This window comes from Microbacterium sp. 10M-3C3, from assembly GCF_003931875.1.
Taxonomy (GTDB): Bacteria; Actinomycetota; Actinomycetes; order Actinomycetales; family Microbacteriaceae; genus Microbacterium.
Map to the genome: position 1 here is coordinate 1,258,525 of NZ_CP034245.1, position 13,012 is coordinate 1,271,536.

Annotated in this window: 12 protein-coding genes and 1 pseudogene; 8 read left to right on the forward strand and 5 right to left on the reverse strand. The window is 73.8% G+C overall.

Annotation, left to right across the window (positions count from 1 at the left end; all coding sequences use genetic code 11):
• Window positions 1-76: 76 nt before the first annotated feature.
• The gene (locus EI169_RS06000) at window positions 77-1,189 is read right to left on the reverse strand and encodes a methyltransferase (protein WP_125131522.1); all 1,113 of its coding nucleotides are present in this window, start codon (window positions 1,187-1,189) and stop codon (window positions 77-79) included.
• Window positions 1,190-1,409: 220 nt separating this feature from the next.
• Between EI169_RS06000 and EI169_RS06005 the strand changes: the two genes are divergently transcribed.
• Entirely contained in the window at window positions 1,410-1,874 is a 465-nt protein-coding gene (locus tag EI169_RS06005) for a DUF3817 domain-containing protein (RefSeq protein WP_125131523.1), read from the forward strand.
• Between the two features lie 102 nt (window positions 1,875-1,976).
• On the opposite strand, the gene EI169_RS16545 is transcribed toward EI169_RS06005, so the two are convergent.
• Window positions 1,977-2,132, reverse strand: coding sequence for a hypothetical protein (locus EI169_RS16545; RefSeq protein WP_164515450.1), 156 nt, complete (start codon window positions 2,130-2,132; stop codon window positions 1,977-1,979).
• Between the two features lie 110 nt (window positions 2,133-2,242).
• On the opposite strand from EI169_RS16545, the pseudogene nhaA reads away from it, so the two are divergent.
• Window positions 2,243-4,090, forward strand: a pseudogene (nhaA, locus tag EI169_RS06010) (Na+/H+ antiporter NhaA).
• Here the strand turns inward: nhaA and EI169_RS06015 are convergent.
• Both EI169_RS06015 and EI169_RS06020 read right to left on the reverse strand, forming a co-directional pair.
• Window positions 4,044-4,811 carry an EI24 domain-containing protein gene (locus tag EI169_RS06015; RefSeq protein ID WP_240640677.1) on the reverse strand — a complete coding sequence of 256 codons (768 nt, stop codon included), beginning with the start codon at window positions 4,809-4,811 and terminating at the stop codon, window positions 4,044-4,046. The pseudogene nhaA and the gene EI169_RS06015 sit on opposite strands and share 47 nt — an antisense overlap.
• 41 nt (window positions 4,812-4,852) lie before the next feature.
• Window positions 4,853-5,224 carry a VOC family protein gene (locus EI169_RS06020; protein ID WP_125131524.1) on the reverse strand — a complete coding sequence of 124 codons (372 nt, stop codon included), beginning with the start codon at window positions 5,222-5,224 and terminating at the stop codon, window positions 4,853-4,855.
• Window positions 5,225-5,291: 67 nt separating this feature from the next.
• Between EI169_RS06020 and EI169_RS06025 the strand changes: the two genes are divergently transcribed.
• From EI169_RS06025 to EI169_RS06045, 5 genes are all read left to right on the forward strand, one after another.
• Complete coding sequence (locus EI169_RS06025) at window positions 5,292-6,131, forward strand: hypothetical protein (protein ID WP_125131525.1); 840 nt, start codon at window positions 5,292-5,294, stop codon at window positions 6,129-6,131.
• An 88-nt stretch (window positions 6,132-6,219) separates the two neighbouring features.
• Window positions 6,220-8,772, forward strand: coding sequence for an ATP-dependent Clp protease ATP-binding subunit (locus EI169_RS06030; protein WP_125131526.1), 2,553 nt, complete (start codon window positions 6,220-6,222; stop codon window positions 8,770-8,772).
• Window positions 8,773-8,882: 110 nt separating this feature from the next.
• Window positions 8,883-9,773: an LLM class flavin-dependent oxidoreductase gene (locus EI169_RS06035; protein ID WP_125131527.1), complete on the forward strand. Its 891-nt coding sequence runs from the start codon at window positions 8,883-8,885 to the stop codon at window positions 9,771-9,773.
• A complete protein-coding gene (locus tag EI169_RS06040) occupies window positions 9,770-10,540 on the forward strand; it encodes an LLM class flavin-dependent oxidoreductase (protein ID WP_164515451.1) in 771 nt (256 codons plus the stop codon). Before EI169_RS06035 ends, EI169_RS06040 begins: the two co-directional genes overlap by 4 nt.
• Window positions 10,537-10,947 carry a hypothetical protein gene (locus EI169_RS06045; protein WP_125131528.1) on the forward strand — a complete coding sequence of 137 codons (411 nt, stop codon included), beginning with the start codon at window positions 10,537-10,539 and terminating at the stop codon, window positions 10,945-10,947. Before EI169_RS06040 ends, EI169_RS06045 begins: the two co-directional genes overlap by 4 nt.
• A gap of 31 nt (window positions 10,948-10,978) precedes the next feature.
• Here the strand turns inward: EI169_RS06045 and EI169_RS06050 are convergent, their stop codons facing one another.
• A complete protein-coding gene (locus tag EI169_RS06050; RefSeq protein ID WP_125131529.1) occupies window positions 10,979-11,386 on the reverse strand; it encodes a DUF6157 family protein in 408 nt (135 codons plus the stop codon).
• An 84-nt stretch (window positions 11,387-11,470) separates the two neighbouring features.
• Here EI169_RS06050 and EI169_RS06055 point away from each other — a divergent pair, with 84 nt between their 5' ends.
• Window positions 11,471-13,012 (forward strand): ATP-dependent DNA ligase, encoded by a 1,542-nt coding sequence (locus EI169_RS06055; RefSeq protein WP_125131530.1) that lies wholly within the window; start codon window positions 11,471-11,473, stop codon window positions 13,010-13,012.

A 13,012-nucleotide genomic window follows, 5' to 3' on the forward strand; every position in this document is an offset into this window, starting at 1 on the left:
CGTCGGAGCATCATGCGAACGTCGGAGGATCCCCGCCGGATCCTCCGACGTTCGTCGTTTGACCCGACGGTGGGCGTCAGCGGGCGACGGAGGCCGTGAGGGTGAACTTCGGCGTGCGGGCGATCTGGCGCGTGGGGCCGACGAGACGCGCGAGCGCGGGGCGATAGGCCAGCGCCGAGTTCCACACCGCCCACAGCTCGCCGCCCGACCGGAGCACGCGCGCCGCATCCGCGAAGAGGTCGCGCGCGATGCGCTCGTCGATCGCGGCGCCGCGGTGGAACGGCGGATTCAGCAGCACGACGTCGACGCTGTCGTCGGCGAGGCGCGACAGCGCGTCGTCGCGCGCGACCTCCACGCGGTCGGCGACGCCGTTGGCCGCGGCCGTCGCGCGCGTGGACGCGACCGCGGCGGCCGACACGTCCGATGCGTACACCTGAAGCTCCGGATACCGGAGCGCGAGCGTCGCCGCGACGACGCCGTTGCCGCACGCGAGGTCGACGACGCGCGTGCCCGGCGCGAGAGCGGGCGCGTGCACGAGCAGCACGCGCGTGCCGATGTCGAGCGCGGCGCCCGCGAACACGCCGCCGAAAGCGCGCACCTCGACGCCGTCGACGACGGATGCCGCGGGCACCGGGTCGCCGCCGCCGTGGGGCTCGCGCGCCACGAGCACCCGCGACTTCTGGCGCGCGTGCGTGACGTCCACGCGTCCGAAGACCTCGCGGAGCACGTCATTCATCGCGGGCGTCATGTGCTTGATCCGACCGCCCGCGAACACGACCACGTCGGGGGCGGCGTACGCCGCGACGACCCCGGCGATATCGCGCAGCGCGTCGAGCGAGCGGGGGAGTCGCGCCAGGACGACACGTGCGCCGCGCACGAGCTCCGCATCGAGCGGGAGCGACAGCGTGCGTCCGACGAGGCCCACGCGAGCGGCGTTGTGCCCGAGGGCGAGCTCGCCGGTGAGAAGGTCCTGGTGCACGCGCACGGCACCGCCGCCGCCGGCGTCATGCGCGGCCGCGAGCGCGAGCGCGCCCGACTCGTCGCCGATCACGGCGATCGCGCCGGCGTCGACGCCCCTTCGCGCGGACGCGGATTCGTCGAGGATCAGCCGGTCGGCGGCATCGTGACCGGCCGCGCCCGAGGCCGCGGCATCCGGATGAGCCAGCACCGCGTCGAGCGAGAAGTCCACCGCCCCACGCTACCCGCCCCGACCGCGACGGCTCGGCGGGGAGCGTTCAGGCCGCCCCGACGTCGACGCCGTGCGCGAGGCGGGTAAGCCGACGCTCATCCGCCCCGTCATCGTGCCGCGGGCGCGCGCACCGCTGCGGGTCTCTCGACGCCGAGCCATGTCGCCGGCTCCGGGTGGTCGGGCTTCGTAGGCTGAAGAGGCACCGACCCGGAGGAGAGACGTGTTCCGCACGCCCCGCGCCCTGTTCCGCACGCTCGCCGTCGCCGAGGCGGTGTCGTGGACGCTGCTGATCGCCGGCCTCGTGCTGCGCGCCGTCGCCGACCTGCCGCTCGCCGTGACGATCGGCGGCGGCATCCACGGGCTCGTCTTCCTCTCCTACGGCGCCACCGCGGTGCTCGTCGCGGTGAATCAGCGGTGGCGCTTCGGGCCGACCGCTCTGGCGATCGTGAGCGCCGTCATCCCGTACGCGACGGTGCCGACGGAGATCTGGCTGCAGCGGTCGGGCCGGCTCGACGGCCCGTGGCGCGTCGCCGAGACGGACGACCCCCGCGACCGTCGTCCGATCGACCGGATGCTGCGGTTCTTCCTGCGCCGCCCGTGGGTGCTGGGCGCCCTCATCGTGCTCGCCGTCGTCGCGATCTTCGTGGCGCTGCTCGTCATCGGCCCGCCCGGCGGCAAGGGCTGACCCGCGCCCGAACAGATGAGAAACCACGCCTGCGCCGAAACGGCACTCCAGGCGTGGTTTCTCGACGCACGCGTGGTTTCTCGTGCGGAGACGGGCGGGTCGCTAGGCGCGGTTGCCGAGGTGGACCGGGATGGCCAGCGCGGCGGCGACGCAGAGGATACCCAGGATGAACACCAGCGCCTGGATCGGGGCGATCGAGAACGAGATGCCGATCAGGAAGATGCCGCCGACGAACAGGATGAGCGCGATGAGATACATGGAACCTCCAGCGTCCAGGGTACAGTGCCCCGTGCCGTCCTCCGGGACGGGACGCCGCGGATGACGACGCGGACGCGACAGCGCCCGCGCGGGCACGCCAGGATGGTGGGGTGACCACGATCCAGCTGCAGCGGCCGGGGGCCGCGCGCCCCGCCGGACGGCCGAAGAAGAAGCTGCGCGGAGACCGCCTCTCCGCCGCCCTCCTGCTGGCGGGCGTCGCGATCGCGATGGTGTGGGCGAACCTCCCCGGCGACACCTATCACGAGGTGTGGGAGCTGCCGATCTCCGTCGCGGTGGGGGAGGCGTCGTGGACCTTCCCGCTGCACGCCCTCGTCAACGAGGGCCTCATGACACTGTTCTTCTTCCTCGTCGGTCTCGAGGTGAAGCAGCAGCTCACGGTCGGCGAGCTGACCGACCGCTCGCGCGCGATGGTGCCGATCGCCGCCGCCGTGGCGGGGCTGGCGATCCCCGCCGGCATCTTCGTCCTGTTCAACCTGCAGAGCGGCCAGGCGCACGCGTGGGGCGTAGTCATCTCCACCGACACCGCGTTCCTCCTCGGCGCCCTCGCCCTTATCGGTCCGCGCTTCTCCGCGCGCCTGCGCACGTTCCTGCTCACGCTCGCCGTCGTCGACGACATCGGTGCGCTGCTGGTGATCGGGCTGTTCTACAACAGCGGACTGAACCTCGCTCCGTTCGCGTGCGCGGTCGCACTGCTCGTCCTCCTCGGCGTCGTCCGCTTCCTGCCCGCTGCGCTGCGCGGTCTCGCGTACACGGTGCTCGGGGCGGCGCTGTGGGTGGCGGTCTTCCTCGCGGGGGTGCATCCGACCCTCGCGGGTGTCGCCGTCGCGCTGCTCATCCCCGTCTTCCCGCCCCGCCGCGGCGATGTCGAGCGGGCCGCCGAGCAGGCCCGCGCCTTCCGCGAGTCGCCCAACCCGCGCTACGCCGCGGCGGTGGCGCGGAGCCTGCGCGAATCGATCTCGATCAACGAGCGCGTGCAGGACGCGTGGCGGCCGTGGATCTCGTACGGCGTCCTGCCGGTGTTCGCCCTCGCCAACGCCGGCGTGCACATCACCGGGGAGACCCTCGCCGCCGCGTGGACGTCACCCGTCGCGTGGGGCATCCTCGCGGGCCTCATCGTGGGCAAGTTCGTCGGCATCACCGGCGCGACCTGGTTCGTGCGGCTGATCGGCAAGGGGCAGCTGGCCCCCGGCCTCAGCCTGCACCGGGTCGCCGGCGGTGCGGCGCTGTCGGGCATCGGCTTCACGATCGCGCTCTTCCTCGTGCCGATCGCGATCACCGACCCCGAGGTGCAGGACATCGCGCGCGTCGCCGTGCTCGCCGCATCCGTCCTGGCGTTCGCGCTCGGCTGGGCGATCCTCACGATCGGCGACCTCGTGAGCCCGCCCATGGCCGTCGGCCTCAAGCTCGCCCGGCGCGTCGACCCCGATCGTGACCACGTCAAAGGCTCGATGGACGCGCCGTACGAGATCGTCGAGTACGGCGACTTCGAGTGCCCCTTCTGCAGTCGCGCGACGGGCTCGGTCGACGCCGTGCGCGAGCGCTTCGGCGACGACCTGCGATGGGTCTGGCGCCACCTGCCGCTGGACCACGTGCACCCGCACGCACAGGAGGCTGCGCAGGCCGCCGAGGCGGCGGGACGTCAGGGATAGTTCTTCGAGATGAGCCGCAAGCTCTTCGCGCATCAGGACCACCTCGAGCGCGACGACCTGTTCCGCTACGCGGAGATGCTGGGCCTGGACCCGGATCGTTTCGCCGAGGACTTCGCGTCACCCAAGGTGCTGCGCCACATCCAGGACGACCGGCTCGACGCCGAGCTCATGGACCTCGGCTCCACCCCGACGTTCTTCCTCAACGGCTACCGGCACATCGGCCCCTACGACTCCGCGTCGCTCATCCGCGCGGTGCAGGCGCCGCCGCCGGTGAAGAAGCAGGGCTGAGCTCGAGCAGGCGGCGCGCGAGGAGCGTCGATCCGGCCACCGCCGCGGGCATCACGGCGACCGCGCCGAGGGGGATGAGGAAGCACAGCTGCGTGGCGACCCCGAAACCGAGCACGCGCGATCTGTTCGCGCGGAGGAGTCGCCGCCGCGCGGCGCGGTCGTAGCCGCGCGCGGACAGCGCGCGAGAGGAGAGCTCGTCGGCGAGCAGCCGGCCCGTGAGGATCACACCCACGACCGTGCCGGCGATGCCTCCCACGATCGGGACGAGCCCGACGAGCCACGCGATGACCGCGACGCCGACGCCGCGCACCACGAGGACGACTCCGTCGCCGGCCGACCGCCAGAAGCCCGGCCCCTGTTCGGGCACATCGCCGCCGGCGTCCTGCTCGACGGCGCGCCAGACGCGATCGTAGAACGGCTCGCCGACGATCAGCGTGACGGCGGTGAAGGTCACGGCGGCGAGGATGAGCGCGCCCCCGACGGTCGCGATCGCCACCCCCACCCGCAGCAGCGTCGACCAGAAGGGCGGCCACCCCTCCGCGAAGGGGGTGACGGCCGTCGCGATCGTGGGGACCGCGATCACGAGGGCCACGAGCGCGGCGGCGAAGACGGCCGCCACGACGAGCGCCGGGACCAGCCCGAGCGCCATCACGCCGGGGCGGCGGCTCCAGAATCCGAAGCCGCGCAGGAGATCCCTGACACCCTCGCCGACGTCGCGCACGCCTCCAGTGTGGCAGGGCGACGCGCCCCGCCCCGCGGGTGTCAGGACCGCGCGGGCAGCTGCTGCAGCGTCCAGGAGTTGCCGTCGGGGTCGTCGAAGGTCACGAAGCGCCCCCACGCCTGCTCGTCCACGCCCTGGGCGTCCACGCCCGCCGCACGCAGGTCGGCGAGCGCGCGATCGGCGTCGGGGACGACGACCTGGATGGCGTCGAGCTGACCTGGCTGCAGTCGATGGCCGAGGTTCGTGCCGAACGCGATCGAGCAGGCCGAGCCCGGCGGCGTCGCCTGCACGAACCGCAGCCCGTCGTAGGGGGTCTGATCGTGGTCGATCGTGAAGCCGATGCGCGCGTAAAACTCCTTCGCGCGGTCGACGTCGGAGACCGGCACGAAGATGAGCTCGATCTTCCAGTCCATGGCGACATCCTCTCCTCGGTGCTGTCAGGGTAGGACGAGGCACCGACACGAGGAAGAGAGGCGCCGCATGCGGCTTCGCTCGACATCGACGCAGCGCACGTACCGGTACGTGAGGATCGGCCTGCTCGTCGTCGTCGTGGCGATCGGCATCGCCGTGGCGATCCAGCTCGCGTCGGGGGTCGCGCTCGCCTCCATCAGCGCGACGTACTACACGCCGGGCCGGAGCGTGTTCGTGGGCGGTCTGTGCGCGGTCGCACTCGCGCTCCTGGCGCTCTCCGGCCACAGCCTCGAGCAGGCGCTGCTGGATCTCGCGGCGGTGCTGGCCCCCGTGATCGCGCTCGTGCCGGTGCCTGCGTCCGCGGCTGCGGCCTGCCCGGACGGGAGGTGCCTGCCGGCGGCGGCGCTGGCCGACCTCGACGCGGGCATGCTGACCCTCGCGATCCTCGCGCCGGTCGTGCTCGCCGCGATCGTCGTCGTCGCGGCGATCCAACGCACGCTCACGCGGGGTGTGATCGTCACCGCCGCGATCGGCGCGGGCCTGCTCATCGCCCTCGTCGGGTGGTGGCGGCTGGATGCGGCGTCCTTCGCCCGTTCGGGCCACTACACCGCGACGGTCGCGTTCTTCCTGCTCATCGCGGCCGTCGCCGTGCTCGCGGCACTCCGGCCGTCCGCCGCCTCGCGCCGGCGGCGGACGGGGCTGCGGGTCGTCTACATCGCGGTCGCGGCCGGAATAGTGGCCGCGCTGGCCTTCCTGCTGGCCGCCGTGACCGGCATCGCGGCGCTGCCGGGTGCCGTCCTCACCGGGGAGGCCGCCGCGCTCGGACTCTTCGCGGTGTTCTGGCTCGCGCAGAGCGTCGAGTTCTGGAACGAGGTCGATCCGGCACTGCGCGGCCCTCGCCGGGAATAGCCCGACAACTCCTGCGTTGAAGTTGATATCGATGCACTCAAGTCGTGAAACTTGATAGTGCAGGACTCACGTATCACAGGAGACGGGAATGCCCGAAGGCTTCACCCCCGACACCGGCGACAGCGCGAACTCGTTCGACGAGTTCCTTGCGCGGTACCTCGCCGGTGAGCGCGCCCGCGCCGAGCGGTCGATCGACCTCTCGCGCTTCCTGAGCGCGCGCACCCAGGCCCTCCTGCAGCACGCGGGCCGCTTCGCGCTCGAGCGCGGTCAACGCGAACTCGACGCGCTGCACGTGCTGCGCGTGCTCGTCGCCGAGGCTCCGGCCCGCGACGCCGTCACGCGCGTCGGCGCCGACCCCGAGCGGATCATCCGCGCCGCCGAGGACCGGCTGCCCGCCGCATCCGCGCCCGCCGACGTCGACGGCGCCGTCGTGACGCCGTCGGTGTCGCGCGCGCTGTTCCACGCGTACCAGGTCGCCCGTTCGTCGGGCTCCACGTACGTCGACCCCGAGCACCTCTTCTTCGCGCTCGTGCTCGCGCAGGACGCCCCCGCCGGGCAGATCCTTGCGCAGTCGGGCGTGACCGCCGAGGCGCTCACGCAGGGCATGCGCGAGACGGTGCCCGCCGGCGCGGAGGCCCCCACGGCCGACGCCGGCGAGCAGGGCTCGACCACGCCGAACCTCGACAGGTTCGGCACCGACCTCACCGCGCGCGCCACGGCCGGCGAGCTCGACCCGGTCATCGGCCGGGCCGACGAGATCGAGCAGACCATCGAGATCCTCAGCCGCCGCACGAAGAACAACCCCGTCCTCGTGGGCGAGGCCGGGGTGGGCAAGACCGCGATCGTCGAAGGCCTCGCGTCCGCGATCGTCGCCGGGGACGTGCCCGAGCAGCTGCTCGGCAAGCGCGTCATCGCGCTCGACCTGCCCGCGATGCTCGCCGGAACGCGCTACCGCGGCGACTTCGAGGAGCGCCTCACCCAGACGATGGACGAGATCGCGCAGCACAAGGGCGAGCTCATCGTCTTCATCGACGAGGTGCACACGGTCGTCGGTGCGGGTGGCGCGGGTGACGGCGGCATGGACGCCGGCAACATCCTCAAGCCGCGCCTGGCCCGCGGTGAGCTGCACCTCGTGGGCGCGACGACGCTCAAGGAGTACCGCACGATCGAGAAGGACCCGGCGCTCGAGCGCCGCTTCCAGCCGGTGCGGGTGGGCGAGCCCTCGCTCGAGGACGCCGTCGAGATCCTGCGGGGTCTGCGCGCCGCGTATGAGGAGCACCACGGCGTGACCTACACCGACGACGCGCTGCGTGCCGCCGTCGAGCTGTCGGACCGGTACCTCACCGAGCGCGTGCTGCCCGACAAGGCGATCGACCTCATCGACCAGGCGGGCGCCCGCCTGCGCCTGCGCCTGGGCGTGCAGGTCGACGTGTCGGCGCTCGTCGAGCACCTCGCGACGCTCGAGGCGGACAAGAACGCCGCCGTCTCGGCCGAGCACTACGAGGAGGCCTCGCGCATCCGCGACGAGATCTCAGCGGTGCAGGACAAGCTCGCCGCAGCCACCGCTGCGGGTGCCCGCCCGACCACGGCCGTCGTCGACGAGCCGGAGATCGCCGCGGTGATCAGCCGGGCCACCGGCATCCCCGTGAACCGGCTCACCGAGACCGAGCGCGAGCGCCTCGCCGCCCTCGAGGACGAGCTCCACGAGCGCGTCGTCGGACAGGACGACGCGGTGGTCGCCGTCGCGAAGGCCGTGCGCCGCAACCGCACCGGCATGGGCGATGCGCGGCGTCCGGTCGGGTCGTTCCTGTTCCTCGGTCCGACCGGCGTCGGCAAGACCGAGCTCGCGAAGGCGCTGGCCGCCTCCCTCTTCGACGACGAGGGCGCGGTGGTGCGCTTCGACATGAGCGAGTTCGGCGAGCGGCACACGGTGTCGCGCCTGGTCGGCGCCCCTCCCGGATACGTCGGCTACGACGAGGCCGGGCAGCTGACCGAGCGCGTGCGGCGCAACCCGTACTCCATCGTGCTGTTCGACGAGATCGAGAAGGCGCACCCCGACGTGTTCAACCTGCTGCTGCAGGTGCTGGACGACGGGCGCCTGACCGACGGTCAGGGCCGCACGGTCGACTTCCGCAACACCGTGATCGTCATGACCTCGAACCTGGGCAGCGAGTTCCTCGCGTCGCGGTCGGGCGCCATGGGGTTCATCGCGGATGCCGGCGGCCCCACGGGCTTCGGCTCCGAGAAGGATCTGCGCGACCGCGTGATGGGCAAGCTGCGCGAGGCGATGCGGCCGGAGTTCCTCAACCGCATCGACGAGATCGTGCTGTTCCGCAAGCTCGACCAGCCGCAGCTGCGCGAGATCGTCCGGCTCATGCTGGGCGCCACCGAGGCGCGGCTGACCAAGCGCGAGGTGCGCCTGCAGGTCACGGATGCCGCGGTCGACGCGCTCGTGGCCGAGGGCTACGAGCCCGAGTACGGTGCACGGCCCCTGCGACGCGTCATCCAGCGCCGCGTCGACGACCGCATCGCCGACCTGTTCGTCACGGGCGAGCTGGTCGACGGCGGCGCGGTCACGGTCGACGCCGTCGACGGCGCGATCACCGTCCGTGCGGCGGAGGCGTTCGCCGCGGCGGCCTGACGCCGCATCCGCCCGACGGGCCCGGGTCTCCGCGTGAGGCCGGGCCCGTCGCCGTCTCCGGGGCGCAACGCGAGGTTCCGCGGCCCGTGCGCGTGGGGCAGAGTGGGGGGATGCGCCGCCTCGGAACGATCTTCAGTCCGTATCCGCATCCGCCCGAGGACCTGCGTGACGCGGTCGTCGCCGCCGAGGCGGCGGGCCTGGCCGAGCTGTGGATGTGGGAGGACTGCTTCCGCCAGTCGGCCTACGCCGTCGCCGGCGCCGCGCTCGCGTGGACCGAACGGCTGCGCATCGGCGTCGGCATCTCGCCGCTGCCGCTGCGCAACATCGCCGCCACGGCGATGGAGATCGCGACCCTCGAGCGCATGTTCCCGGGGCGGCTACTGCCGGGCCTCGGCCACGGCGTGCAGTCGTGGATGGCGCAGGTGGGCGCGCGCCCGGCGTCTCCGCTGACCCTCATGACCGAGCACCTTCCGGCCCTGCGCGCCCTGCTGGCCGGCGAGCGCGTGTCGACGGAGGGCCGCTACGTCCGGCTGCGCGACGTCGCGCTGGACTGGCCCCCGGCCTCCGCGCCGCGCGTGTACGCCGCGGCGGAAGGGCCGCGCACGCTGCGGCTGGCCGGCGCCGTGGCCGACGGCGTCGTGCTCGACAGCCGGCACACCCCCGACGAGCTCGCCGCGATGATCGCCCTCGTCCGCGACGGCCGGGCTGAGGCGGGGCGCGAGGGCTCCGCCGACGTCGTCGCATACGTCGTGACCGCCTTCGGGGACGACGCGGCAGCGCGCGCCGCGGCAGCGCTCGGCGACGCCGCGTCCCGCGAGGACGCGTCGGAGCGCGCGCTGGCGGGATCGCGGGACGCGGTCGCGGAGCAGGCGGAAGCCTTCTATGCGGCGGGGGTCGACGACCTCGTGCTGCTGCCGACTCCCGACGCCGTCCTCGCCCCGTTCTTCACCGCGGCTGCCGAGGTCGCCCGCCGCGTCGGCGCGCAGGGGGTCGGCGCGTGACCGGCGCGATGTCGATCGGCGTCGCCGGCGCGCTCGGACCCGACGCGATCGCAGACATCGCCGCAGACGTCGAACGCCTCGGCTTCTCGGCCCTGTGGGTCAACGACACGCCCGACGGCGACGCAGTGGCGGCCCTCGCCGCCGCCGCTGCCGCGACCGAGCGGCTCGTGCTCGCGACCGGCGTCGTGCCGGTGGACCGCGTCGACCCCGACACGCTCGCCCGCCGGGCCGCAGCGCTGCCGCCCGAGCGGTCGATCATCGGGATCGGGTCCGGCGCCGCGCGCGAGGGCGCCCTGGGGCGGGTCGCGGACGCCGTGGCCCGGCTGCGCGGGGGCGGCGTCCGCCGCGTGTACGTCGGCGCCCTCGGGCCCCGGATGCGGCGGCTCGGCGCCGAGCGGGCCGACGGCGTGCTGCTGAACTGGGTGACCCCGGCGCGCGCCGCGGAGCAGCGATCCGAGCTCCGCGAGGTTGCGGAGGGCGCCCGGCTGGCGGTGTACGTGCGCACGGCGCTCGACGATGCGGCACGTCCCCGGCTCGCCGTCGAGGCCGCCCGGTACGCGTCGTATCCGAACTACGCCGCCCATTTCGCGCGGTCCGGCACGACCGCGATCCAGACGGCGTTCGACGGCGTCGAGGCGCTGCGATCCGGGCTCGACGCGTATCGGCGGTCGGCGGACGAGGTCGTGCTGCGCGCCATCACGCCGACCGACGACGCCGCGGCGTACCGCGACTTCGTCGAGCGCGCGGCCCGCGAGACGTTCGCATGAGCCGCCGTACGCGCGCTCGGGCCGTCGCGGCGTGGCTGCTCGCGGCCGTGTTCGCCGCGGCCGGCATCTCGCACCTCACGTGGGGACGGCGCGGCTACCGCATCGTGGTCCCGGCGTGGGCGCCGCGTGCGACCGGCCTCGACGTCGACGGGATCGTCGTCGCCTCGGGAGCGGCCGAGCTCGCGCTGGCCGCCGGCCTCGTGGGCCTCCCGGCGGAGCGACGCCGCGTCGGGGCGGCCGGCGCGCTGTTCCTCCTCGCGGTCTGGCCGGGCAACGTGCATCAGTGGCGGACGCGCCGCAGTGCGCCGCTGCTGCGCACCGACCGGGCGCGCCTGATCCGCGTGCTGCTGCAGCCGCTGCTCGTCGCGTGGGCGCTGTGGAGCACAGGCGGCCCGGGAGGCCGCTGAAGGCCTCACGTGCGCCGCGGGCGCTGCCGCGTCACGCGCGCCGGGAGCGCATCGCCCGCGTGTGGGCGAGCGCCGGATCGTCGCGCAGCCGCGCGTAGTCCGCCGACTCCACGGGTACGAGGGCCACGCGGCCGTCGGCATCCGCGTGCACACCCCACCCGTACCGCTTGCCGAGCGGCGACGAACGCAGGCACGGCTGCCCTTTGGAGAAGAACTCGGCGCGCGCCCGCTCCCGCTCCTGGGGAGCGATGCCGGCACGGCGCGCGTGCGTCTCGAACACGACGTCGTCGCTCGTGAGCGCGTACGGCCGGGCGCTGATCAGCTCCCAGTGCAGGCGCGCGATCGTCGGCGAATCGGTCGCGGGCGGGACCTGGGCCGTCGCGGCCGGGCAGTCCTCGGCGACCTCGATGAAGGTGCTCACATAGTCGGTGGTGTGCATCGTCGGCCTCCCGCCAGGAGAGTACTCCCACGCGCGGACATGCAAGCCCCCGGCGGTGTCGCGGGGGAGTGACATGATGCGTTCATGCTGCTCGCCGAGATCGTCGACGCGGTCGCGGAGGTCTCGGCGACGCGCTCGCGACGCGCGAAGGTCGATGCCCTCGCTGACCTGCTCGGGCGGACGCCGCCCGCGCAGATCGAGACCGTCGTCGGCCTCCTCACCGCGCAGCCGCGGCAGGGCCGGCTCGGCGTCGGCTGGCGCTCGCTGCAGGCTCTGCGCCCCACGCATGCCGCTGCGTCCGCCCTCGACGTCGCAGACGTCGACACCGCGTTCTCCGCGCTCGCCGCGACCTCGGGCTCCGGATCCGCAGCCCGCCGCACGGCACTCCTCGACGACCTTGCCGCCCGCGCCACGGCACCCGAGTGGGATCTGGTGACGCGCATCGTGCGCGGCGAGCTGCGCACGGGCGCCCTCGAAGGCGTGCTCGTGGACGCCCTTGCGCGTTCCAGCGGACAGCCGCTCGATCGGGTGCGCCGCGCCGCGATGCTCGTCGGCGACCTGGGTGAGACGGCGCGGATCGCGCTCACCGACCCCGGCGCCCTCGCCTCGGTCGGCCTGCGCGTAGGCCGTCCGGTGCTGCCGATGCTCGCCGCCACCGCCGAATCCGTGACCGCGGCGCTCACGGACGGCCGCGCCGCCTCCGTCGAGTACAAGCTCGACGGCGCCCGCATCCAGGTGCACCGGGGCGGCGACGACGTGCGGGTGTTCACGCGCAGCCTCGCCGACGTCACGGCGCGCGTGCCGGAGATCGTCGCGGCCGTGCGCACGCTCCCGGCCGGCCGGCTCATCCTCGACGGCGAGACCCTCGCCCTCGACGAGGACGGCGGGCCCCGCGCGTTCCAGGACACGATGGCGCGCTTCGGCGCGGAGTCCGGTGACATCGTGCTGCGGCCGTGGTTCTTCGACGTGCTGCACGTCGACGGTCGCGATCTGCTCGACGAGCCCCTGTCGGTGCGGCAGGCCGAGCTCGAGCGGGTGGCCGGCGCCTTCCGCGTGCCCGCGCGCGTGACGACGGATGCAGCGGAGGGGGAGGAGTTCGCGCGCGCGGCGCTCGCCGCCGGTCACGAGGGCGTCATGGTGAAGGCGCTCGATGCGCCCTACGCCGCCGGCCGCCGCGGCGACACGTGGCGCAAGGTCAAGCCCGTGCACACGTTCGACCTCGTCGTGCTCGCGGTCGAGCGCGGCTCGGGCCGCCGCGCGGGCTGGCTGTCGAACATCCACCTGGGCGCGCTCGATCCCGCCGGGCAGTACGGGCCGGCCGGCGGCTTCGTCATGGTGGGGAAGACCTTCAAGGGCATGACCGACGAGATCCTGCGGTGGCAGAGCGAGACGTTCCCGGCGCTCGCGACGGACGATGACGGCTACGTCCTGACCCTGTCGCCGGTCACGGCCGTCGAGGTCGCGATCGACGGCGTGCAGCGCTCGCCGCGATATCCCGCCGGGCTCGCGCTGCGGTTCGCGCGGGTGAAGCGCTATCGCCCCGACAAGCGCGCCGCCGACGCCGACACGATCGGGACGCTCCGTGCGATGCTGCCCGGCCGCGCCGACGTCGCCGTGTCAGGATGA

What these genes read in the sequence shown, in the direction of transcription:
- EI169_RS06030 (WP_125131526.1), top strand. Translation starts at nt 6,220, where the DNA reads ATGCCCGAAGGCTTCACCCCCGACACCGGCGACAGCGCGAACTCGTTC.
- EI169_RS06050 (WP_125131529.1), bottom strand. Translation starts at nt 11,386, where the DNA reads ATGCACACCACCGACTATGTGAGCACCTTCATCGAGGTCGCCGAGGAC.
- EI169_RS16545 (WP_164515450.1), bottom strand. Translation starts at nt 2,132, where the DNA reads ATGTATCTCATCGCGCTCATCCTGTTCGTCGGCGGCATCTTCCTGATC.
- EI169_RS06035 (WP_125131527.1), top strand. Translation starts at nt 8,883, where the DNA reads ATGCGCCGCCTCGGAACGATCTTCAGTCCGTATCCGCATCCGCCCGAG.
- EI169_RS06025 (WP_125131525.1), top strand. Translation starts at nt 5,292, where the DNA reads ATGCGGCTTCGCTCGACATCGACGCAGCGCACGTACCGGTACGTGAGG.
- EI169_RS06020 (WP_125131524.1), bottom strand. Translation starts at nt 5,224, where the DNA reads ATGGACTGGAAGATCGAGCTCATCTTCGTGCCGGTCTCCGACGTCGAC.
- EI169_RS06045 (WP_125131528.1), top strand. Translation starts at nt 10,537, where the DNA reads ATGAGCCGCCGTACGCGCGCTCGGGCCGTCGCGGCGTGGCTGCTCGCG.
- EI169_RS06055 (WP_125131530.1), top strand. Translation starts at nt 11,471, where the DNA reads ATGCTGCTCGCCGAGATCGTCGACGCGGTCGCGGAGGTCTCGGCGACG.